The organism is Roseateles chitinivorans, from assembly GCF_050632235.1.
In the GTDB taxonomy this organism is placed as follows: Bacteria; Pseudomonadota; Gammaproteobacteria; order Burkholderiales; family Burkholderiaceae_C; genus Roseateles; species Roseateles chitinivorans_A.
Genome location: NZ_CP192584.1, coordinates 2,300,622 through 2,322,445, shown reverse-complemented (window position 1 = coordinate 2,322,445; position 21,824 = coordinate 2,300,622). Strand labels below are relative to the sequence as shown.

Here is a 21,824-nt window from a genome sequence, read left to right as displayed (position 1 = left end):
CCTAGAAAGGAGCTGTTCCATGCCCTGCTACGCCATCGACGGGCTGTCGCCCGTCGTCCATCCGAGCGCCTATGTCCACCCGACGGCGGTGCTGATCGGGGACGTGATCGTGGGTCCTGACTGTTATGTGGGGCCTTGCGCCTCGCTGCGGGGGACTTCGGGCGCATCCGGCTGATGGACGGGTCCAACGTGCAGGACAACTGCGTGATCCACGGCTTCCCGGATTCCGACACCATCGTCGAGACCAACGGCCACGTCGGCCATGGCGCGGTGCTGCATGGCTGCGTGGTGCGGCACGACGCACTGGTCGGCATGAACGCGGTGGTGATGGACGAGGCGGAGGTCGGCGCGTACAGCATCGTCGCGGCCTGCGCCTTCGTGCGGGCGGGGCTGAAGCTGCCGGAGCGCTCGCTCATCGCGGGACTGCCCGCCAAGGTCGTGCGTCCGCTCACCGATGACGAGATCCGCTGGAAGCGCGTGGGTACCGAGACCTATCAAGACCTGGCGCGGCGTTGCCATGCGAGTCTGGTCGAGGTGATGCCACTGCCCGAAGAGGAAGCAGATCGGCCTCGTCTGCGGGTCGGCGGCCCGAAGACGCTGGTGGCCGACAGGCGCGCGACAGACAAATGACCAGTCGAAGCAATTGACCTGCATCTTCTAGTTAAATTCTGCAGCCCGATCCATCGGTTGCTGCGATGGTCACCAGGCGGACGAATCCGGAGCATGGGGAACTTCCCATCCGATGGAGTTCTGCCGTGCTTCCCTCCCTTTCCGCGCCCCGTTCCAGCAAGGCCTGGATCGCCACCGCCGCCCCGGCGCCAGGCAAGTCCCGGTCACATGCCAAGCCGCCCGCCGGCACGGGGAACATCCCGCTGGTCGACTCGATCGTGCGCGCCAGGAAGGCCTTGGCGGGCAGCATCAGCCGGGCGAGGCTCGTCGCCCGGCTCGACCGGGGCGACGCGGTCTACATCGCCTCGTCTCCCCAGGGCGGCCCCGTCGGCGCCCTGGAGGATCTGCCCACGGCCCCCATGGAGTACCCCTGCGACGGCGTGCCGGAGCCGGTCCGCCCCGTGCGTGCCCATTCCGGGACAGGCGCTGCCGCGCCACCCGCAAGTCCGCTCGCGGCGCAGCGCAAGAAGGATCTGCTGTGGGGCAGCGGTCAACCGGAAGGGCACACCCTCTCGACGGCCTTGCGAAAGCTCATCTGGGCCTGCGGACAGCCGCTGGACCTGCGTTCGTTGTGGACGCGATTCCTGCGACGGAACGGGGCCGATCCGATCCTCGAACTCAACAGGTCGCTGATGCCCTTGATCATCAAGATGCGCGAGGACTTCCGGACCGCCCATGATCTGCGGCGCGATTCCGCCGACGAACGGGACTTCGTGCGACAGACCTTGGAAGCGTATCTGCGACTCTGCCTCGCCCAGTCACCCGCCGACGAACTGAAACGGTTGAGATCACAGCTGAAGTCCGTGCGCGGCCCCTGGGTCCAGGCACAGTCGCGCCTCCATCGAGGACTGGTCGACGCCGCACGCCAGGCCGACGGTGCCGGACGGGACGGCGAAATCGTCATGTACCGGCAACTGCAGCGCCGCGCCGCGCTGGACGCGCTCACGCAGGCATTCAAGCTGGCGCTGCACGAGACCTGACGCTCACGCGACCTCTGCGCGCTGGACCTGCACGCGGTCGATCAGACCGCTCACCAGGCCGGCCGTCAGATCATGGACGCCGGCGCCCCCACAGGCCGCCGCACCGGCGGCGACCGCCCAGCGCAGGTGGTCCTCGGGATCCTGGGTGCCGCCGTTCATCAGGCTGTAGAGCAACCCGGCCATGGCGGCATCGCCGGCACCGAGGGTGTCGGCGACCTGGTCCAGCGGCGGCGGCGCGGCGCTGAGGTCGGCCTTCGGATGGAACAGCTGCGCGCCGCGCTCACCCAAGGTCAGCATGACGATGGCGCGTGGATTCCACGCGGCGATCTGCGCCAGCCCCAGATGGTGGTCCCGGCTGCGGAACAGGCCGCGCAGGTCCTCGTCCGAGACCTTGATGACATCCGCGAGCCGGCACATGCGTTCGAGCGTGCGGTCGTAGCGGGAGTCCATCGACATCCGGTAGTTCGGGTCGTAGCTGATGCGCACGCCCTCGTCCTTGAGCGACTCCGCCAAGGCGATCAACCGGGCCGCCAGCGGCTCGCGGGTCAGGCTGATCGAGCCGAAATGCGCCCAGCGCAGCGCCCGGCGCCAGCCGGCGGGCAAGGCATGGGGGCGGAAGTGCAGGTCGGCGCTGTCGTCGCCGACGAAGGCGTATTCGGGCGGATCGGCCTGATGGACGTAGGCCACCAGCGGCGACTTGGCGAACTGCTGGATGAAGCGCAGATCGAGGCTGGCATCGGCGCTGGCCTGCCAGATGGCCTGGCCGAACGCGTCCTTGCTGATGCCGCCGGCGAAGGCGCTGAGCTGCCCCAGGCGCGACATCGCGATGGCGACGTTCCAGGGCGAGCCGCCGCTGCGGCTGCGCCAGTGATCATGGCCGACGCGGATCATGTCGGTGAGGGCTTCGCCGAAGGAGACGAAGCTGGCCAGGTCCGCATGGACCACGGTCGTGGGGGTCAAGCTCATGCCGCGATTCGAACGCCGCCCGGCCCGCGGTGCAAGTGGCAGGTCCTACAGGGTGACGAGGGCGCCAGGACGAGGGCGTAGTGCACGGCATCGCCCCCGGACGAGGCGCACAGCGGCTTCCCGAAGGGCCTGCGCGGGCACGGGCGGTCCGGCGGCGGCACAATCCGTTCCATGACCGATGGTGTGATTCCGCTGCTCGATCTGCGCCAGATCGGGCGGACGCCTCCCGTGCCGCATCCGCTGCCCCCGCCGCGCACCGGCCCGTGGCTGGATGCGCGCGGCCGGCCGCTGCGCGACCTGCGGATCTCCGTCACCGACCGCTGCAACTTCCGCTGCAGCTACTGCATGCCGAAGGACGTGTTCGACAAGGACTACGCCTTCCTTCCCCACCGCGACCTGCTCTCCTTCGAGGAAATCGCCCGTCTTGCGCGCGTCTTCGCCCAGCTCGGCGTGCAGAAGCTGCGACTGACCGGCGGCGAGCCGCTGCTGCGCCGCCACCTCGAGGCGTTGATCGCCCAACTGGCCGCGTTGCGCACACCCGATGGCTTGCCGCTCGACCTCACGCTCACGACCAACGGCTCGCTGCTCGCCCGCAAGGCGCAGGCGCTCAAGGACGCCGGCCTGAAACGCGTCACCGTCAGCCTGGACGCGCTCGACGACGACATCTTCCGGCGCATGAACGACGTCGACTTCCCCGTCGCCGAGGTGCTGCACGGCATCGAGGTCGCGCAGGCGGTCGGGCTGGCCCCGATCAAGGTCAACATGGTCGTCAAGCGCGGCACCAACGACGACCAGATCGTGCCGATGGCGCGCCACTTCCGCGGCACCGGCGTGGTCCTGCGCTTCATCGAGTACATGGACGTCGGCATGAGCAACGGCTGGCGCATGGATGAAGTCCTGCCGTCCGCCGAGGTTCTCGCGCGGTTGCGCGAGGACGCCGACCTGGTCCCGCTCGCGCCCTCGTCCGACGGCGAGACCGCCACGCGCTGGGGCTACGCCGACGGCAGCGGTGAGATCGGCCTGATCTCCAGCGTCACGCAGGCCTTCTGCGGCGATTGCAACCGGGCGCGGCTCTCGACCGAAGGGCGGCTCTACACCTGCCTCTTCGCCGGCGACGGCCACGACCTGCGCGCGCTGCTGCGCGGCGACGCCGTCCACGAGGCCCGGACCGACGACGAGATCGCCGCCGCGCTCGGCGCGCTCTGGACGCGGCGCAACGACCGCTACTCGGAACTCCGCGCCAGCCTGCCGGCCGCGATGGACTCCGGCCCGGCGCGCCGCGTCGAGATGCACTACATCGGCGGCTGATGCGCGTCACCGCGCTGCTCCTCTGCGGCGGTCGCGCCACGCGCATGGGCGGCGTCGACAAGCCGCTGCAGACCTTCCGGGGCCGCCCTCTCGTCGAGCACGTGCTGGACCGCATCGCCCCGCAGACGGACGGTCGCGTGCTCATCAGCGCCAACCGCCACCTCGACGACTATCGCCGCCTCGGCCATCCGGTGCTCGAAGACACGCTCCCGGACTTCCCCGGGCCGCTCGCCGGCATCCTGACCGGACTCGAGGCGCTGGCCGCCCCCGCTGACGACTGGCTGCTCGTCGTCAGCGGCGACAGCCCGTGCTTGCCCGAGGACCTCCTCGCCCGCCTGATCGCCGGTCTTGGCGCCGGCCAGACGGCGGCCATGGCGCTGGGCCGCGAGGCACCGGGCGAGCCCTTGCGAAGCCAGCCGCTGGCGAGCCTGGTCCATGCGGCGCATCGCGCCTCGCTGGCCGCCGCCTTGCGCGCGGGCGAACGGCGCGTCGAAGGCTGGCTGTCCAGCCTGCCACTGGCACGGGTGGCATTCGATCGCCCGATCGATGGGCACGCCTTCGCCAACATCAACGACAGGAGCGAGCTTGAGCGACTTGAACGACTTGAAGGACTCCGATGACGCGGATCACGGCACCGGGGCGCCGATCGCGCTGCGCCTGCTGAACGAGGGCGATCTGCCTGCCTACAAGGCGTTGCGCGACGCGATGCTGAGCCGGCACGAGCAGGCGTTCACCTCCGACGCGGAGACCGAACGCGCCCGCGACGCCCTGAGCTACCGGGTGCGCCTGCATCCGCAGGCGGGCGGCAAGTCGCTGTTCACGCTCGGCGCGTGGCATGACGAGCGCCTCGTGGGCGCCTTGACCTGCGAGCACGAGAACCGGAAGAAGGTGCTGCACATCGCGCACCTGATCGGGATGATGGTCGACGACGACTACCGCGGACGCGGCATCGGCAAGCGCCTGCTGCGGCAGGCGCTGGCGCTGTTGCGTCGCGAGCCGCGCCTGGAGTCGGTCACGCTGAGCGTCACCGCCGGCAACCAGGCTGCGATCGCGGTCTACCGCCAGGCCGGTTTCACCCGCTACGGCCACCTGCCCCGCGCCATCCGCCTCTCCGATGGCCGTTACTACGCCAAGGACCTGATGAGCCTGGACCTCCGCCCCTGACCGAGCACGCCCCAGGCCGCCGGCCACGAGCGACAGTGGCGCCGGAACAGGCACAGGCCCTCCGACAGCGAGCGGCGGTGGGGCCGGAATGAGGCTTGGGGTCCCTGGAGGGGCGCCCCATGCCTCGTGGAGTGCCCACGCGAGGCCTCCCGCAGTCGACGTCAATCGCAGGCCTTCGCCGCCCGCGCCGCCACGTCGACGTCGACCGTCAGTTCATCCTGGATGGCAAGCAGCCCGCCGAGCACGGAGAACGGCGTGATGCCGAACTCGCTCTGACGCAGGACGAGCGCGCCCTGGGCGCGCAACGGCGCCTCCCCGGAGGGCCGGGCGATGCGCACGGGCACATCGATCTCGCGGACCTGGCCATGCCACCGCACCGCGAGCTTGACCGCGAGGACGGGGAACGCGCCCGCCACCGCCGTGCTGCGCAGGGAGATCGAGGGAAAGCGCTCGCCGTCAATCGCGCGAAGCATGTTGGTCCGGGTACCGGCGACATCGGACGCGGTGGGCACGCTGGCGAATTCGGCGCCGAGTCCGGCGCGCCACTCGGGCTTGTCGATCCCGACGTCGTCGAGCCGGAAGGCCAGTTCCACGCTGGCGCCGGCGATGCCGTCCGCGGGCAGGAAGACCTGCCCGGCCAGCCGCTCGACGCCGAGCACGTGGTTGTGCCCGACCTTGGCGAGCCGTCCCGCGCGGAACACATGGATGCGCACCTGCGAGTCCGCGGCGTCGACGCGGTAGAGCCGACCTTCGCCGCGCTGCTGCGCCGCGAGCCAGGCCGGACAGGACGATGGAAGCGCGTCGGGGCCCGCGCCGGACGCCACGGAAGCTCCGGCGGACGCCGCCGATCCCGCAGCGGCCGGCCGCGCATCGGTCGTCACCGCGTTTGGTGCACTGCCGCATCCCGCGACGCTCAGCGCCGCCGCCACGAGGGCGGCACCAGCCGCGCCTCGCCGCCGGGTCCGCAGACCCGGAGGCACCTCGCTTGCCCGCGTCAACACTTGCATAGGGGTAAACCAAGAGTGGTCAGACCCGCATTCTGAACGGCACAAACAAGCTGGTCGCACTAGCATTGCGACATCACGACGACACCTCGCACGGAGACTGCCATGGCACGCCAAGCCACCGACCTGATGGCGCAGTACGCCGCCTACCACCGCGACCGCCGCAACATCGCCACGCATTTCGTCGGCATTCCGCTGATCGTCTTCGCGATCGGCGTGCTGCTCGCACGGGCGCAATTCCACGTCGCCGACTGGACCGTCTCCGCCGCCTGGGTGGTGTGGGGCGCCGCGACGATCTGGTACCTGACACGCGGCAACTTCGTGCTGGGCCTGTCCACCGCGATCGTCAACGCGGTGCTGATGGCGCTGGCGCATCCGCTGGCCGCGGGCTCGGCCGGCGGCTGGCTCGCCTGGGGCCTGGGCAGCTTCGTCGTCGGCTGGATCATCCAGTTCGTCGGTCACTACTACGAGGGCCGCAAGCCCGCCTTCGTCGACGACCTGATCGGGCTGCTCGTGGGCCCGATGTTCGTCGTCGGCGAAGCGCTCTTCGCGATGGGCTGGGGCCGCGACCTGCTCGCCGAGATCGAGCGCCGCGCCGGCCCCACCCATCTGCGCGACCTGACCCACCCCGCCTGACCCTCGCGAGGTCACGACCTCGCCCCTTTGGGGGTCGGGTCTTGATGGGGCTTGCGGTGTGCCGCCAAGGCGCTTATCTTGGACCCTCGATGTCCCTCAGCAATTCGCCAGGATTTCGCCAGGAGGCCCCATGAAACCGGTGTCCGATCTGTTGAAGAACCGCGGCCCGAGCGTCTGGCGCATCACGCCGGAAGCGACGGTGTTCGATGCGCTGCATCTGCTCGCGCAACATGACGTCGGCGCGCTGCTGGTGATGGAGGGCGAGCGGCTGCTCGGCATCTTCTCGGAGCGCGACTACACCCGCAAGATCGCGCTGCAGGGACGCGATTCGCGCAATACGCAGGTCAGGGAGGTCATGACGGCCAACGTGTTCGTCGTGAAACCCAACACCGAGTGCCGCGAGTGCATGAGCCTGATGAGCCAGCGCAAGATCCGCCACCTCCCGGTGGTCGAGGGATCGACCGTCGTGGGCATGCTGTCGATCAGAGACCTGATGGACAACATCATCGCGGACGATGAACTCACGATCGCCCAGCTGCAAAGTTATATCTATGGCTGAGGGCTGAGGGCCCTAGCCGCCCCAGAACTGCAGCGCGCGTTCCGCGCCGTCCTTCGCCGCTCGCCGCTTCGGCGGCCTGTCCGACGGCGCCGGCGTGCCCATCGCGATCCAGCCGAGCAGCGTCTCACCCGGCTCGCAGAACGCGGCGATCAGCCCCGGATCGCGCGCCTTCGCCCCGCTCAGCATCTTTCCGCCGAAACCGAGCGCCTGCGCGGCGTTCAGGAAGTTGGTCAGCGCCCCGCCCACGCAGGCCCACTGCTCGTGTGCCGGCACCTGCGGATGGCCCAGGTCCAGCCGCGCGACGACCGCCACCGTCACCGGCGGACGCAACGCACGCTCCTCGTCCATCGACAGGCCGTCGGCATCCTTGCCCGCTCGGCGGGCGGCCTCGGCAAAGAGCGCCGCCATCGAGCGTTTCGCCTCGCCCCGCACGACCTTGAAGCGGAAAGGCACCAGCCCGGCGTGATCAGGCGCGTGCAACGCGGCATCGACCATCAGGCGCAGATGCTCATCGTCGGGTCCGGGCTCGATCAGGTATTTCGGCCCGACCGACGCTCGCGCGAGCAGCAGCTTCAGGGCGTCGTCATTCATGGCGGCTCTCTTCATCGATTCAACTGCCGGCGCGCCGCGTAGGAACAGGCGTCGACCAGCATCACCAGCGCCAGCATCGCCAGCAGCACGGTGCAAGTCTCGCGCATCTGGAACAGGCTGAGGTGCAGGCTCAGCATCTGGCCGAGCCCGCCGGCGCCGACGACACCCAGCACCGTGGCGGCGCGGATGTTGTTCTCCCACCGGTACAGCGTGTAGCTGAGCAGCTGCGGCGCGGCCTGCGGCAGCGTCGCGAACGCGAAGACCTGCCACCGGGACGCCCCCGCCCAGCGCAAGGCCTGGGCGGTCTGCGGCGGCGCGTTCTCGAGCGCCTCGGCCATCAGGCGGCCGAGCACGCCGGTGGTGTGCAGCGCCAGCGCCAGGGTGCCCGGCATCGGTCCCAGACCGGCGGCGACCAGCAGGATCGCCGCCCAGACCAGCTCCGGCACGCTGCGCAGCGCGTTCAGCAGCAGCCGGGAGAGCCAGCGCAGCGGCCCCGGCGGCCGGCTGGCCACCAGCGCGATCGCCAGCCCGGCCGCCGCCGCCAGCCCGCTGCCCAGCGCCGACATCGCCAAGGTCTCCAGCGCCCCCTGGCCGACGCGCGCGAGGAATGAGGGCGCCAGTTGCGGCGGGAAGAACTCCGCGATGAAACGGCCCATCTGCGCGAGCGCGCCCGCACCGAGCAGCTCGCCCCACCGCAGCGGCAGCGTCGCGAAGCTCGCGATCAGCAGCCCCAGCAGACCCAGCAGCAATCCACGCACGCCCCATCGCGCGGCCGGGCGCCCGGTCTGCCGCAGGCGTTCGGCGCCCTGCCCGGCCTCGCGCGCCGGCCGCAGCCAGGCGCTGACCCGGTCCGCCATCGCCACCAGCGCGATGAAGATCAGCAGGATGGTCGCGACCTCGGAGCCGGCGAACATCTTGGTCGCGTTGTCCAGCTGCTGCCCCAGGCCACCGGCGCCGACAAAGCCCAGCACGACCGAGGACCGGATCGCGCATTCCCAGCGGTAGACGGTGTAGCTGACCAGCTCGTCGGCGCAACCCGGGATCGTGCCGAAGAGCAGCGCCTGCAGCCGCCCCGCGCCGCCGCGCAGCAGCGCCTGCGTGGGCGCGGCGTCGGCGCTCTCGAGGATCTCCGCGTAGACCTTGCCGAGCATGCCGCCATAGGACAGCGCGATCGCCAACACCCCGGCGCCGGGCCCGAGGCCGACCACGCGGACCAGCATCAGCGCCCAGACCAGCTCCGGCACCGAGCGCAGCACGATCAGCACCAGGCGCACGAGCCAGCGCAGCGCCGCCGGCACCGGCCCCATGCGACCGACCACCGCGGACACCGACAGCCGCGCCGTCGCCAGCAGCGCCAGCGGCACGGCGATCACCCACGCGAGCGCCAGTCCCACCGTGGCCATCGCCACGGTGCGCCAGGTATCGGCCGCCAGCATGGTCAGAAATTCGAGGTCCACACGCGGCGTCAGGAACTGCGCGCCGAAACGCATCGTCGCGCGCAGGCTGCGTTCGTCGAGCAGTGCCCAAGGTCGGAACTCGCACCAGACCAGCAGCGGCCACGACAGCACGAGCAGCCCGACGGTCAGACCGAGACGTCGCGTGGCGGCGGGATCGCGGCGCCAGACGTCGGCGGCGGCGGCGGTGTTCATCGACACATCGCCTGAGGCAGCGACGCCGGCGGCAATGGGTCCTCGGCCACGGGCGGCGGCTCGTTCAGCAGGTCCGCGTAGATCCCGTCGAGCTGATGCGTACCGAGCGCCTGCGGCGGACCGTCGTACACGAGGCGGCCTTCGCGCAGCGCGATGACGCGCGGGAACAGCCGGCACGCCAGATCGACCTGATGCAGGCTGCACACGAGCGTCCGGTCCTGCGCCCGGGCGCTGTCCCGCAGCACTTCCAGGACGCGCTGCGCGCGTTGCGGATCCAGCGCCGAGAGCGGCTCGTCCGCCAGCCAGAGCCGCGCCTTCGACACCAGCAAGCGCGCGACCGCGACGCGCTGACGCTCGCCCCCGACAACTGGTCGACGCGCGACCAGAGCCGGTCGCCGAGTTCCATCCGGTCCAGCGCGTCGAACGCGAGCCGGGCCTGCGCCTCGGTCGGACTGAACAGCATGCGCAGGGTCTGCGCCATCGACGCGCCGGGCAGCTGTCCGGCCAGCACCGCGGTGACCACGCGCTGGCGCGGTGGCAGCGGCGGATGCTGCGGCGCCAGCATCAGCTCACGGCGCAACCCGTGCCGATCGCCGGACGACAGGGCCCAGGCGTCCTGGCCCGCCAGCCGCATCGTCCCGGCGACCGGCGCCAGCGCCAGCGCCATCGCGTGCAGCAGCGAGGTCTTGCCGGCACCCGACGCGCCGATCAGCGCGACCTGCTCGCCGGCCTCGATGCGCAGCGACAGCGGCTCGATCAGCGTGCGCGCGCCGGCCCGCAGATGCAGGCCCTCCAGTTCCAGCAGACGCATCGCGATCGCCTCAGTTCATTTCAGCAGGCCGGCATTCTCGGCGGCGGCCTTGATGCCGTTGTAGTTCTCCACCCGCGTCGGCACGTACTTCGTCGCGCGCTGCAGCTCGAGGATCTGGCGGCCCTCCGGCGTCGAGGCGTCGAGCCGCAGGAACGCCGCCTTGATCGCCTCGCGCGTCGCGGCCGGCATGTCGTCGCGAACGCTCCAGTTGGTGTCGTGGTAGGCCGGCGTGGTGAAGAAGACCGTGACCACCGAGGGATCGACCTTCTTCTCCGCCACCAGCTTGTGCCAGATGGACGCGTTCAGCGCGCCGGCATCCACCTTGCCCGAGACGACCGCGGCGACGGTGGCGTCGTGCGCGCCGGAGAACAGGAGGCGCTTGAGGTCCGTGTCGGGATTGATCTTCGCGGCCATCAGGGAGGAGCGCGGCATCAGGTGGCCCGACGTCGACAGCGCGGAGCCGAAGCTGAGCGACCTGCCGCGGAGGTCCTCGAGCTTCGTGATCCCGGACCGGGCCGCGGCGATGAAGACCGAGCGGAACTTGCCGTCGTCCTCGCGCTGGACCAGCGGGACGATGCGGCCTCCGGAACGCACATTCGCCTGCACGAACGTGAAGCCGCCGAGCCAGGCGAGGTCCACCTTCCCGCTCGCGATGGCGTCGACCGCGGCGGCGTAATCGGGCGAGGGGGTCCACTCGACCCGCAGGTCCAGTTCCCGTTCCAGGTAGCGGCCCAGCGGCGCGAACTTGAGCGCGAGTTCGGCGGGGGACTCATCCGGCACGGCGGTCACGCGCAGGCCACCCGGCGTCTGCGCGGGCGCGAGCCCGGCCGCCCCCGCCGCCATCAGCGCCGCGGCGACGGCGCCGCGCATCGCCTGGCCGATGTGTCGCAGCGTTCCGGGCATGGCGACCTCCGTTCAACTCACTTCAGCAGGCCCGCGTTCTCCGCGGCGGCCTTGATGCCGGCGTAGTTCTCGGGCTGCGTCGGCACGAACTTCGTCGCGCGCTGCAGGTCGAGGATCTCCTTGCCTTCCGGCGTCGACGGATGGAGCTTCAGGAACGCGGCCTTGAGCTTCTCCTTCGTCGCGGCCGGCATGTCGGCATGGACACTCCAGTTGTAGTCGTAATACGGCGGCGTGGTGAAGAAGACCTTGACCGTCGAGGTGTCGACCTTCTTCTCGGCGACGAGCTTCTCCCAGACGGAGATGTTCAGCGCGCCCGCGTCGACCTTGCCCGAGGCGACGGCCGCGACGGTGGCGTCGTGCGCGCCGGAGAAGGAGATGCGCTTGAGGTCCGCGTCGGGATTGATCTTCGCGGCCAGCAGGAACGAACGCGGCATCAGGTGGCCCGAGGTCGACGACGCGGAGCCGAAGCTGAGCGTCCTGCCTTTCAGGTCCTCCAGCTTCGTGATGCCCGACTTCGCGTCGGTGATGAAGACGGAGCGGAACTTCTCGTCCTCCTCGCGCTGGACGAGCGGGACGATCTTGCCGCCCGAGCGCACGTTGGCCTGCACGAAGGTGAAGCCGCCGAACCAGGCCAGGTCGATCTTCTTGTTCACGACCGCCTCGACGGCGGCGGCGTAGTCGGTGACGGGCGTCCACTCGACCTTCACGCCGAGTTCCTTCTCCAGGTAGCGGCCGAGCGGCGCGAATTTGCGGGCGAGCTCGGTCGGCGATTCGTCGGGGATGGCGGTCACGCGCAGCACCGGCTGCGGCTGTGCCAGCGCGGGCGCCGCGAGGCCGGCGGCGATCAACGACGCGGCGACGATTCCCTGCAGCGCACGGCTGACTTGTCGGAAGAGGCTAGGCATCAAAGGCTCCAGTCAAAACGGTCGAAGTCAAAGAAATTGCCGCCCCGAGGGCGGCCGCACGAACCAGCGACATCGGATTGCCGAAGCGAGCGGCCCGAGGTTGCGCCGAGGCGCGCAGCCGTACTCCCGTACGGCGAGCACCGCAGGCGCAAGATCGGGCCGCGCAGCCGGCAAGCCGATGTTGCTGGCGGAGAGGCGTGGGAGTCGAACCCACCCGACGGCGCGTGGCGCCGTCCACCGGATTTGAAGTCCGGCCGATCCACCAGGATCGTTGTCTCTCCATGGATCGTGGCGCGCTCATGCGGCCTCGACGGCGTCGACGCGGGTCGCGCCGCCGCCTTCATGACCGTCGATGAACAGGCGGCTGTCGGTTCGCAGCCGGTGCGCGTCGCCGACGCGCCGCAGCACGCCGACCTTGTCGAAGAATTCCAGCACCTGGATGGCGCGCTTGCGGCCAAGGCCGCTGCGGTCGCGGAACACCGCGGCCGTCACATCGCCGCCGACGGCCGAGGCCCGCGCGATGAGCGCCAGTTCCTGGATGGCCGCGGGCGCGTAGTACAGGTCCTTGACGACCTGGAACAGCTCGCCCCGCTGCGACAGCCGCGCCAGCGTCGTGCGCACCAGCGACTCCGGCTCGTGCGCGTCCTTGGCCAGGTCGCGCGCCCAGGCGCCTTCGAAGCCCGCCGACCGCAGCCGCGGCATCACCTTCTGCGCGAGACGCTCGTCGAGGGCCGACAGCTGGATGCCATGCGCGGGCAGGTGCGCCGCGGCGCCGCTGATCGTCACCTGTCCGGCCGAGGACATCCGCCGCACGAGCGACTGCCACAGCGGCTCGGCCATCCGGGGCGCCGCCAGCCGCCGCCAGCGCGCGAGATCGGGGCCGAGCTCCTCGGGCTGCTCCTCGTGATAACGCATCAGCCGCGCGAGCGCGACCCCTTCCCACTGTGCCGTCTGCGCGGCGCCGAGCGCCCAGGCCGGGCCGTCGGCACCGAGGACCACCGTCGACGCGCCGGCCGCGGCCAGCAGCGTCACGCGGGCGTCGCCGGCGACGCCCTGCCCCGCGGCGAACCGCGCGAGATCGACGCCCATCGGCGCCTGCGCCAGCAAGCCGGCGAGCCGTTGCGCGGGCGATGCGGCCGTGAGCGCGACGAGTTCCGCGAGCCGCTGCGCCGTGCGGCGGTATCGCGCAGGCGCCTGCGGGTCGAGCACGACACCGCCGGCGAGCGCCCGCGTCGCGGACGCGTCGCGCAGCACGACACGGTCGCCGGCCCACGCGCCGATGGGTCGATGCAGCACGAGCTGGACCAAACCTTCCTCGCCCGGCTGCAGCGCCTCAGCCGCCGCCACAGGGCTCACGCCCTCTCCCGCTTGCGGGAGAGGGCAGGGGTGAGGGCCAGCGACCTGCGCCGTACCGAAGCGTCCGAGCATCGCCACCGACCCGGTGACCGCTTCCGCGCCGACATGCACGTGCACCGGCAGGCCGCTTCGTAGCGCGCGGGCTTCCTCGGGCCACAGCCGCAAGCGCACGTCGAGGCGGTCCGTCCACTGCGCGATCGCCGGCGCGGCCAGCCATTGACCGCGCTCGACCTCGTCCTTCTCCAGGCCAGCCAGGCCGATGGCGACGCGTTGTCCGGCCGAGGCGCGTGCGGCCGGCTCGTTCTGCGCATGCAGGCTGCGCACGCGGGCGCGTCGCGGCGACTGCCCGGGCGGGGGCGGCAGCAGCAGGAGTTCGTCACCGATCGCCACCTCGCCGGCGTGCGCGGTGCCGGTGCAGACGGTACCGACCCCAGCGAGGCTGAACACGCGATCCACCGCCAGGCGGAAGCCTCGGCCCGCACCCTCGCGCGGCGGCAATACCTTGGCTTCGGCGATCAGGTGCTCGCGCAACGCCTGCACGCTCTCGCCCGCCGTCGCGGCCACCTCGAACACCGGCGCCTGCGCCAGCGACGTGCCGGCCACGAGCGCACGGATCTCCTCGCGCCGCTGCACGCGTATCGCGGCGTCGACGCGATCGCACTTGGTCAGCGCGATCGTGCCGCGCTGGATCCCGAGCAGCGACAACAGCGCCAGGTGCTCGCGGGTCTGCGGCATCACGCCGTCGTCGGCGGCGACCAGCAGCAGCGCATGGTCGATGCCGGTCGCTCCCGACAGCATCGTGTGGACGAGGCGCTCGTGCCCCGGCACGTCGACGAACCCGATGCGCAAGGCGTCGCCGGCATCCAGGAACGCGTACCCGAGCGCGATGCTGATGCCGCGCCGTTTCTCCTCGGGCAGCCGGTCCGTGTCGACGCCGGTCAGCGCCTTCACCAGCGTCGTCTTGCCATGGTCGATGTGGCCGGCGGTTCCGACGATCACGCGAGCGACTCCTTCAGCTGCGCGAGCTGCTCGATGAAGCCGGGCTCCTCCCGCGCCTCGTCGAGGCAGCGCAGGTCCATCCAGAGTTCGTCGGCCTGCACGCGGGCGATGACCGGCAGCGGCAACGCCCGCAGCGCCGTGAGCAGCTCGTCGAGCGCGCGTCCGATGCCGCGCCTGCCCGGCAGCCTCGGCGCCAGCACGAGGCCCGCCGACGGCAACGTTTCCACCGGCAGCGAGCCCGAGCCGATCTGCCCGCGCATCGCGCTCACGCGCGCGCCGAAACGCGGCGCGACGGCGGCCTCCACACGCGCCAGCAGCCGCTGCGCCTGCGCCTCGATCTGGTCGACCGGGCGCGTCAGCAGCCGCAGGGTGGGCAGGTCCTGCGTCAGGCGGTCCGGCTGCAGGTACAGGCGCAGTGTCGCCTCCAGCGCGGCCATCGGCAGCTTGGACAGCCGCAACGCGCGCTTCATCGGGAACTTGCGGATCTTCTGCACCAGGTCCCGGCGACCGACGATCAGACCGGCCTGCGGCCCACCGAGCAGCTTGTCGCCGCTGAAGGTCACGACGTCGCAGCCGTCGGCCAGCATCGCCTGCGGCAGCGGCTCGGCCGGCAGCCCCCATTGCGCCAGATCGACCAGCGAGCCGCTGCCGAGGTCCGTCATCAGCGGCACGCCCGCGGCCTTCGCGATCGGCGCGAGTTCGGCCTCGCTCACCGACGAGGTGAAGCCCTGGATCGCGTAGTTGCTGGTGTGGACCTTCAGCAGCAGCGCGGTGCCGGGGCCGATGGCCGACTCGTAGTCGCGCGCGTGCGTGCGGTTGGTCGTGCCGACCTCCACCAGCCGCGCCCCCGCCGCCGCCATCACGTCGGGCATGCGGAACGCGCCGCCGATCTCGACCAGCTCGCCGCGCGACACGACCGCCTCCTTGCCGCCCGCCAGCGCGGCGATGCCCAGCAGCACCGCGGCGGCGTTGTTGTTGACGACCGTCGCCGCCTCGGCGCCGGTGATGTCGCACAGCAGCGATTCGACGAGGCTGTCGCGATCGCCGCGCTCCCCGCGCGCGAGGTCGAACTCCAGGTTGTTCGGCGAGCTCATGCAGCTCAGCACATGGCGCAGCGCCTCGTCGGCCAGCAGCGCGCGGCCCAGGTTGGTATGCAGCACCGTGCCGGTGAGGTTGATCACGCGGCGCATGCGCGGCGCGAGACGCTCGACGCAATGGCGTTCGAGCTCGGCCGGCAGGTGATGGAGTTCATCCGTCGTCAGCGTGCCCGCCAACGCGCGCTCGCGCGAGGTCTCGAGCAGACGTCGAGCCTGCGCCGCGACGAAGGCATGACCGTGCCGCGCCATCAGGTGCGTCACCGCCGGATCGCGCAGCAGGCGATCGACGGAGGGGAGGTCCTTCGGGGCCGCGACCGGATCGGAACTTCTGACCGGGGAGCCTGCCGTCGGACCATGAACCATGGATGCCTCGGGCTTCACGCTCAGTGTCCTCCGGGATCCGGTGGAGAGGCGTCCGCCTCGCCGAGGATCAGCAGCGGATTGAAGCCCTGCCGCACCAGCCCCAGCTCGCCCACGAGCAGGTCCAGCGTCAGGCTCGCCAGATCGTCGGCCAGCGGCTCGACCTGGAGGTCCTTTTCCATGTGGACCTGCTTCAGGTAATGCCCGCAGGTCTCGCAGCATTCGGCGGCGACGGCCTCGGACTTCTTGCCGTCGGCGTCGACCAGACTCTGGAAGGTGATGCCCTTGGTGCCCTGGCAATGCGTGCACTTGATGCGCACGTAGTGCCACTGCGAACCGCACAGCGAGCAGGCCAGGAAACGCTGCCCCGACTGCTCCGCCGCGATGCGCGTGATCGAGGCCACCGGCCGCGAGCCGCAGCACGGGCAGACGGTGGGATCGTCGATCATGCCGAAAGGCGCGACGTGCTCGCCCTGGTCGCTCTCGTCATAGCGCGCCTGCAGCCGCACCACCAGCCGCGCCCAGTACACCTGCAGCGCCGCGGCGATCAGCGGCGCCGCCGCCGGGTCCAGGCCCGGCGCGCCGCCGGCGAGCAGCGCGCCCGCCTGCTGTTCCAGCCAGGCGTCGTCCGCCTCGCCGAGCTGCGTCACCAGCTGCTTCGCCGGATCGGGAATGGCGGCCTTGCCCATCGCGCCCAACAGCGCGCGGAGTTCCTCGCGCCATACCGCATCGCGCGGGAAGGTCGCCACATCCAGCGGCGGCAGCCCGCCCACCATCGCGCCGTTGATCAGCACTTCGTCAGGCAGACGCATCGCGTCGGTCCGCTTGAAGCGCTCATGCTGCGCCTGCGCCAGTTCGGCCACGAAGAGCAGGTAATCCCGCATCGCATGCCCCTCGGCCAGCTGCCTCAGGCGCACGGCGCGCTCGGCGAAGAGGCCGGGTTCCGGCACCTTCACCGGCGCGGCGCGCGCGCCGGCGTTGACCGCGATCTCTTCCGGGGTCATGACCCGGATGGGGCTGGAAGACGTCATGCGCGAGGCCGCTCCTTCACTTCCTTGTGCCACAGCGGGTGATGGTGTGCGGCCCAGGTATCGGTGACCGTACCACGGGTCATCGCCCGGAACGAGCCCTTGACCCAGATGGCCGCGTAAACGTGGATGATGATCGTCAGGATCAGGATGGCCGCCGAGGCCGCATGCAGCAGCACCGCGATGCGGCGCATCAGGATGTCGCCCTCGGGGAACCAGGCGTGCCAGAACATGAAGCCGGTGACGAGCAGGATGGTCAGCGTCACCACCATGATCCAGAAGACGATCTTCTGTCCGGCGTTGTACTTGGCCGCGGGCTGGACGCCTTCCTTGCCGGCGCCGGTGATCATGGTGGGGCTCTGGCGCATCCACTGCGAATCGGCGTCTATCCAGAGGTTGTATCGCCACATCCGCGCTGCAAGGAACGCGAACGCGACCACCATGCCCAGCCCCAGGTAGGGGTGCAGCACGCGCGTCCACGGGCCTCCGCCGAAGAGGTTGCTGAGGAAGTAGAGACTCGGATGGAAGAAGGCCAGGCCCGAGAGCCCGGCGCACAGGAACAGCAGCACGATGAGCCAGTGGTTGAGCCGCTGGCTGTCGCGATAGCGTTGCAGCAACATGAGGGTCTCCCGGTGGGTCAGAGGCCGCCGCTGGGCGGGGTGTACGAAGAGCGCCTCGGTTCGTCGCCCGGAGGGCCGTCAGGGCCCTCGCCCCGCTTGGCGCGCTCGTAGGCCAGTTCCTCCTCGGGATCGGGCTCGTCGTGTTCCGTCTTCTGCGGACCGACCTTCATGTAGTGGAAGAAGCCGGCCACCGCCGCGCCGACCATCGCAGCCACGGCCAGCGGCTTGGCCGCGCCCTTCCACAGCGACACGAACGGGCTGATCTGCGGATCCTTGGGCAGCCCGTGATAGAGCCCCGGCTGGTCCGCATGCTGCAGCACGTACATCACGTGCGTGCCGCCGACGCCCTGCGGGTCGTAGACGCCGGCGTTCTGATAACCGCGCTCCTTCAGGTCGACAATGCGCTCGGACGCGAACTCATGCATGTCCTCCTTCGAGCCGAAACGGATCGCGCCCGTCGGGCAGGCCTTCACGCAGGCGGGCTCCAGGCCGACGCCGACGCGGTCCGAGCACAGGCTGCACTTGTACGCCTTGTTGTCGGCCTTGCTGATGCGCGGCACGTCGAACGGACAGCCCGTCACGCAGTTGCCGCAGCCCACGCAGTGCTCGGAGATGAAGTCGACGATGCCGTTCTGGTACTTCACGATCGCGCCGGGCGCGGGACAGGCCTTCAGGCAGCCGGGATCCTCGCAATGCATGCAGCCGTCCTTGCGGATCAGCCACTCGAGCTTGTTCTCGACGACCTCCACTTCGGAGAAGCGCATCACCGTCCACGACTGCGGGGTCAGGTCGCGCGGGTTGTCGTAGGTGCCGTGGGTCTCGCCCACGTCGTCGCGCAGGTCGTTCCACTGCATGCAGGCGACCTGGCAGGCCTTGCAGCCGATGCACGAGGAGACGTCGATCAGCTTGGCGACCTCCGTCGTCGTGCGCCGCGCGTCGGGGCTGGGCAGCGTCGTCGCGGAGCGCTTGGCGATGTCGAGGGATTGCAATGAAGACATGGCGTTTCCTCACGCTTTCTCGATGTTGACGGTGAAGCTCTTGAACTCCGGCGTCTGGGTGTTGGCGTCGCCCACGAAGGGGGTCAGCGTGTTCACCAGATAACCGGGTTTGGCCACGCCGACGAAGCCCCAGTGATTCGGCAGGCCCACGGTGTGAACCCGCTTGCCGCCGACATCGAGCGAGGCCACGCGCTTGGTCACCACCGCCACGGCCTTGATGAAGCCGCGGTTGGAGCTGACCTTCACCTGGTCGCCGTTCGCGATCCCCTTGTCCTTGGCGAGTTCCTCGCCGATCTCCACGAACTGCTGCGGCTGGATGATGGCGCTGGTGCGCACGTTCTTGGTCCAGTAGTGGAAGTGCTCGGTGAGCCGGTAGCTCGTCGCCACGTACGGGAACTTGTCCGGCTTGCCGAAGGCCTCGCGGTCGGCCTTGAACACCCGGCCGGCCGGGTTGTTCATCGCCTTGGCGTTGGTCGGGTGCATCGGGTTGACCGTCAGCGGCGACTCGAAGGGCTCGTAATGCTCGGGCAGCGGACCGTCCACCATGCCGCTGGGCGCGAACAGCCGTGCGACGCCCTCGGCGGTCATGATGAAGGGCCGCACCGCGTCCTCGTCGTTGGGGTTGGCGTCCGGCCGGATGTCCGGCACGTCGGAGCCACCCCACTTGTCGGTGTAGCTGATCAGGCGCCGCTTGGGATTCCACGGCTTGCCGCTCGGATCGCAGGACGCGGCGTTGTAGAGCACGCGCCGGTTCGCCGGCCAGGCCCAGGCCCAGTTCAGCGTCTGGCCGATGCCCCACGGGTCGCTGTTGTCGCGCCGCGCCATCTGGTTGCCCGCCTGCGTCCACGCGCCGGCGTAGATCCAGCAGCCGCTGGCGGTGCTGCCGTCATCGCGCAGCAGCGCAAAGCCCGAGAGCTGCTCGCCTGCCTTCGCCAGCACCTTGGTCGCGTCCTTCGGATCGGTCACGTCGGCCAGCGCCTTGCCGTTGAACTCCATCGCCAGCTCCTCGGCCGAGGGGCTGTTCGGGATCTTGTACGGCCAGTTCAGGTTGACGATGGGATCGGGGAAGGCGCCGCCGTCCTTCTGGTACATCGTCCGCAGTCGCAGGAAGATCTCCGCGATGATCTCCGCGTCGCCCCTGGCCTCGCCGGGGGGCTCGGCGCCCTTCCAGTGCCACTGCAGCCAGCGCCCGGAGTTGGTCAGCGAGCCGTCCTCCTCCGCGAAGCAGGTGCTCGGGAAGCGGAACACCACCGTCTGGATCTCCTCCGTCTTCACGTCGTTGTGCTCGCCGTAGTTCTTCCAGAACTCGGCGGTCTCCGTATTGAGCGGATCGATGATGGCGAGGAACTTCAGCTTGGACAGGCTCTCGACCACCTTCTTCTTGTTGGGGAACGACCCGACCGGGTTGAAGCCCTGGCAGATGTAGCCGTTGACCTTGCCCTGGTGCATCAGGTCGAAGGCCTGCAGCACGTCGTAGCCCTTGTCCCACTTCGGCAGGTAGTGGTAGGCCCAGTCGTTCTCCTTGGTCGCGGCCTTGCCCCACCACGCCTTCTGCTGGCTGACGAAGAACTTCGGATAGTTCTGCCAGAAGCTCATCTGGTTGGGGCGCAGCGGCTTGAGCGCCTTGGTCTTGTAGTAGGTCTCGAGGTCCTGTTCCGAGTCCTTGGGCAGCGTCATGTAGCCGGTCAGCGAGGTCGACAGCAGGCCCAGGTCGGTCAGGCCCTGGATGTTGCTGTGGCCGCGCAGCGCGTTCATGCCGCCGCCGGGCTGGCCGATGTTGCCCAGCAGCAGCTGCACCAGCGCGCCGGTGCGGATGATCTGCGAGCCCTGGCTGTGCTGCGTCCAGCCCAGCGCGTACAGGATCGTCATCACCTTGCCGGGGACCGAGGTCTCAGCGATCTGCCGGCAGATCTCGACGAACTTGTCCTTGGGCGTGCCGGTGATTTCGCTGACCTTCTCCGGCGTGTAGCGCGAGAAGTGGGTCTTCATGACGTTGAGCACGCAGCGCGGATGCTGCATCGTCATGTCGACCTTGGCGAAGCCCTTCTCGTCCATCTCGTAGGCCCACGACGCGTTGCTGTAGGCCCGCTTGGCCTCGTCGTAGCCGGAGAAGATCCCGTCCTCGAACTTGTAGCCCTCATTGATGATGAAAGGCGCGTTCGTGTAGTGCCGGACGTACTCGGTCTGGATCTTGTTGTTGCTCAGCAGGTAGTTGATCACCCCGCCCAGGAAGGCGATGTCGGACCCCGCGCGGATCGGCGCGTAGTAGTCGCTCATCGCGGCCGAGCGCGTGAAGCGCGGGTCGACGACGATCAGCCGCGCCTTGTTGTGGTGCTTGGCCTCGATCACCCACTTGAAGCCGCAGGGATGCGCCTCGGCGGCATTCCCGCCCATGATCAGCACGAGGTCGGCGTTCTTGATGTCCACCCAGTGGTTGGTCATCGCGCCGCGTCCGAACGTCGGGGCCAGACTGGCCACCGTCGGTCCGTGTCAAACGCGGGCCTGGTTGTCGAACGCGAGCATCCCCGTCGAGCGCATCGCCTTGTGGGTGATGTAGCCCGATTCGTTCGAGGACGCGGAAGCGCAGATCATGCCGGTCGAGAGCCAGCGGTTGACGGGCTTGCCGTCCGCATTGGTCGCGATGAAGTTGGCGTCGCGGTCGGCCTTGAGCAGCTTCACGAAGCGGTCCATCGCCTCGTTCCAGCTGACGCGCTTCCACTCCTTGGCGCCGGCCTCGCGGATCTCCGGATACTTCAGCCGGTTGGGGCTGTGGACGAAGTCCAGCAGGCCCGCGCCCTTCGGGCACAAGGTGCCGCGGTTGACCGGATGATCCGGATCGCCCTCGATGTGGATGATCTCGGCGGTGACGTTCTTCGCCTTGTCCCCGAGCGAGTACATGATGATCCCGCAGCCCACCGAGCAATAGGGGCAGGTGTTGCGGGTCTCGGTCGCCCGGGCAAGCTTGAACTGGCGTGTCTCGGCCAGTGCGGCAGTCGGGGAGAACCCCAGCGCCACGAGGCTGGAGCCCATCACGGCCGCCCCGCTCACCCGGAAGAAGTGCCTCCGGTTCATGTCCATCTCTGTGCCTCCTGGGCTCGCCGTTCAGGCGACCTGGGTGAAATGCACGACCGTCACGCGGCCCGTTCGAGCATTTCGGCACAAAGCCACGGCTTTGTCCAATGAGGAGTCACCCGCTCACGAGAGGAAGAACCGCAGCGCGC

General features: G+C 69.8%; 18 protein-coding genes, 1 tRNA gene and 2 pseudogenes. 7 read left to right on the top strand and 14 right to left on the bottom strand.

The features are described 5' to 3' along the window. The first annotated feature begins 19 nt into the window (after positions 1–19). Positions 20–630 (top strand): annotated as a pseudogene (locus tag ACQ859_RS10445) (phenylacetic acid degradation protein PaaY). Positions 631–755: 125 nt separating this feature from the next. Continuing rightward, the gene (locus tag ACQ859_RS10440) at positions 756–1,649 is read left to right on the top strand and encodes a hypothetical protein (RefSeq protein ID WP_431265715.1); all 894 of its coding nucleotides are present in this window, start codon (positions 756–758) and stop codon (positions 1,647–1,649) included. A 3-nt stretch (positions 1,650–1,652) separates the two neighbouring features. Here ACQ859_RS10440 and ACQ859_RS10435 read toward each other — a convergent pair whose 3' ends face one another. Beyond that, a complete protein-coding gene (locus ACQ859_RS10435) occupies positions 1,653–2,615 on the bottom strand; it encodes a carbohydrate kinase family protein (RefSeq protein ID WP_431265714.1) in 963 nt (320 codons plus the stop codon). 171 nt (positions 2,616–2,786) lie between these two features. Between ACQ859_RS10435 and moaA the strand changes: the two genes are divergently transcribed. The 3 genes from moaA to ACQ859_RS10420 are packed head-to-tail and all read left to right on the top strand — an operon-like array spanning position 2,787 to position 5,087. After that, positions 2,787–3,923: a GTP 3',8-cyclase MoaA gene (gene moaA / locus ACQ859_RS10430; protein ID WP_431265713.1), complete on the top strand. Its 1,137-nt coding sequence runs from the start codon at positions 2,787–2,789 to the stop codon at positions 3,921–3,923. Continuing rightward, positions 3,923–4,543: a molybdenum cofactor guanylyltransferase MobA gene (gene mobA / locus ACQ859_RS10425; RefSeq protein ID WP_431265712.1), complete on the top strand. Its 621-nt coding sequence runs from the start codon at positions 3,923–3,925 to the stop codon at positions 4,541–4,543. The genes moaA and mobA overlap by 1 nt, the downstream gene beginning before the upstream one ends. Beyond that, the gene (locus ACQ859_RS10420) at positions 4,509–5,087 is read left to right on the top strand and encodes a GNAT family N-acetyltransferase (RefSeq protein WP_431265711.1); all 579 of its coding nucleotides are present in this window, start codon (positions 4,509–4,511) and stop codon (positions 5,085–5,087) included. Before mobA ends, ACQ859_RS10420 begins: the two co-directional genes overlap by 35 nt. Positions 5,088–5,248: 161 nt before the next feature. On the opposite strand, the gene ACQ859_RS10415 is transcribed toward ACQ859_RS10420, so the two are convergent. Beyond that, on the bottom strand, positions 5,249–6,016 hold the full coding sequence (locus ACQ859_RS10415) for a YceI family protein (RefSeq protein ID WP_431265710.1): 768 nt from the start codon (positions 6,014–6,016) through the stop codon (positions 5,249–5,251). A 180-nt stretch (positions 6,017–6,196) separates the two neighbouring features. On the opposite strand from ACQ859_RS10415, the gene ACQ859_RS10410 reads away from it, so the two are divergent. Both ACQ859_RS10410 and ACQ859_RS10405 read left to right on the top strand, forming a co-directional pair. After that, positions 6,197–6,727, top strand: a complete 531-nt coding sequence (locus ACQ859_RS10410) for a DUF962 domain-containing protein (RefSeq protein ID WP_431265709.1) — start codon at positions 6,197–6,199, stop codon at positions 6,725–6,727. Between the two features lie 130 nt (positions 6,728–6,857). Beyond that, a complete protein-coding gene (locus ACQ859_RS10405; RefSeq protein ID WP_431265708.1) occupies positions 6,858–7,286 on the top strand; it encodes a CBS domain-containing protein in 429 nt (142 codons plus the stop codon). A 12-nt stretch (positions 7,287–7,298) separates the two neighbouring features. On the opposite strand, the gene ACQ859_RS10400 is transcribed toward ACQ859_RS10405, so the two are convergent. The 12 genes and pseudogenes from ACQ859_RS10400 to fdnG all read right to left on the bottom strand — a co-directional run bounded on the left by ACQ859_RS10400 (position 7,299) and on the right by fdnG (position 21,681). Then, the gene (locus ACQ859_RS10400; RefSeq protein ID WP_431265707.1) at positions 7,299–7,877 is read right to left on the bottom strand and encodes a nitroreductase family protein; all 579 of its coding nucleotides are present in this window, start codon (positions 7,875–7,877) and stop codon (positions 7,299–7,301) included. A gap of 11 nt (positions 7,878–7,888) precedes the next feature. Next, on the bottom strand, positions 7,889–9,526 hold the full coding sequence (phnE, locus tag ACQ859_RS10395) for a phosphonate ABC transporter, permease protein PhnE (protein ID WP_431265706.1): 1,638 nt from the start codon (positions 9,524–9,526) through the stop codon (positions 7,889–7,891). Next, positions 9,523–10,337, bottom strand: a pseudogene (locus ACQ859_RS10390) (phosphonate ABC transporter ATP-binding protein). The gene phnE and the pseudogene ACQ859_RS10390 overlap by 4 nt, the downstream one beginning before the upstream one ends. Before the next feature lie 15 nt (positions 10,338–10,352). Continuing rightward, entirely contained in the window at positions 10,353–11,240 is an 888-nt protein-coding gene (locus ACQ859_RS10385; protein ID WP_431265705.1) for a putative selenate ABC transporter substrate-binding protein, read from the bottom strand. Between the two features lie 17 nt (positions 11,241–11,257). Then, on the bottom strand, positions 11,258–12,145 hold the full coding sequence (locus ACQ859_RS10380; RefSeq protein WP_431265704.1) for a putative selenate ABC transporter substrate-binding protein: 888 nt from the start codon (positions 12,143–12,145) through the stop codon (positions 11,258–11,260). A 185-nt stretch (positions 12,146–12,330) separates the two neighbouring features. Next, positions 12,331–12,426: transfer RNA gene (locus ACQ859_RS10375), tRNA-Sec, on the bottom strand. Between the two features lie 16 nt (positions 12,427–12,442). Then, positions 12,443–14,500 carry a selenocysteine-specific translation elongation factor gene (selB, locus tag ACQ859_RS10370; protein WP_431265703.1) on the bottom strand — a complete coding sequence of 686 codons (2,058 nt, stop codon included), beginning with the start codon at positions 14,498–14,500 and terminating at the stop codon, positions 12,443–12,445. Next, the gene (gene selA / locus ACQ859_RS10365) at positions 14,497–15,960 is read right to left on the bottom strand and encodes an L-seryl-tRNA(Sec) selenium transferase (RefSeq protein WP_431265702.1); all 1,464 of its coding nucleotides are present in this window, start codon (positions 15,958–15,960) and stop codon (positions 14,497–14,499) included. The genes selB and selA overlap by 4 nt, the downstream gene beginning before the upstream one ends. A gap of 20 nt (positions 15,961–15,980) precedes the next feature. Further along, positions 15,981–16,988, bottom strand: coding sequence for a formate dehydrogenase accessory protein FdhE (gene fdhE / locus ACQ859_RS10360; RefSeq protein WP_431265701.1), 1,008 nt, complete (start codon positions 16,986–16,988; stop codon positions 15,981–15,983). Further along, entirely contained in the window at positions 16,985–17,605 is a 621-nt protein-coding gene (locus ACQ859_RS10355) for a formate dehydrogenase subunit gamma (RefSeq protein WP_431265700.1), read from the bottom strand. Before ACQ859_RS10355 ends, fdhE begins: the two co-directional genes overlap by 4 nt. Positions 17,606–17,622: 17 nt before the next feature. Continuing rightward, the gene (fdxH, locus tag ACQ859_RS10350) at positions 17,623–18,603 is read right to left on the bottom strand and encodes a formate dehydrogenase subunit beta (protein ID WP_431265699.1); all 981 of its coding nucleotides are present in this window, start codon (positions 18,601–18,603) and stop codon (positions 17,623–17,625) included. A 9-nt stretch (positions 18,604–18,612) separates the two neighbouring features. Further along, positions 18,613–21,681 carry a formate dehydrogenase-N subunit alpha gene (fdnG, locus tag ACQ859_RS10345; RefSeq protein WP_431265698.1) on the bottom strand — a complete coding sequence of 1,023 codons (3,069 nt, stop codon included), beginning with the start codon at positions 21,679–21,681 and terminating at the stop codon, positions 18,613–18,615. Positions 21,682–21,824 lie beyond the last annotated feature (143 nt).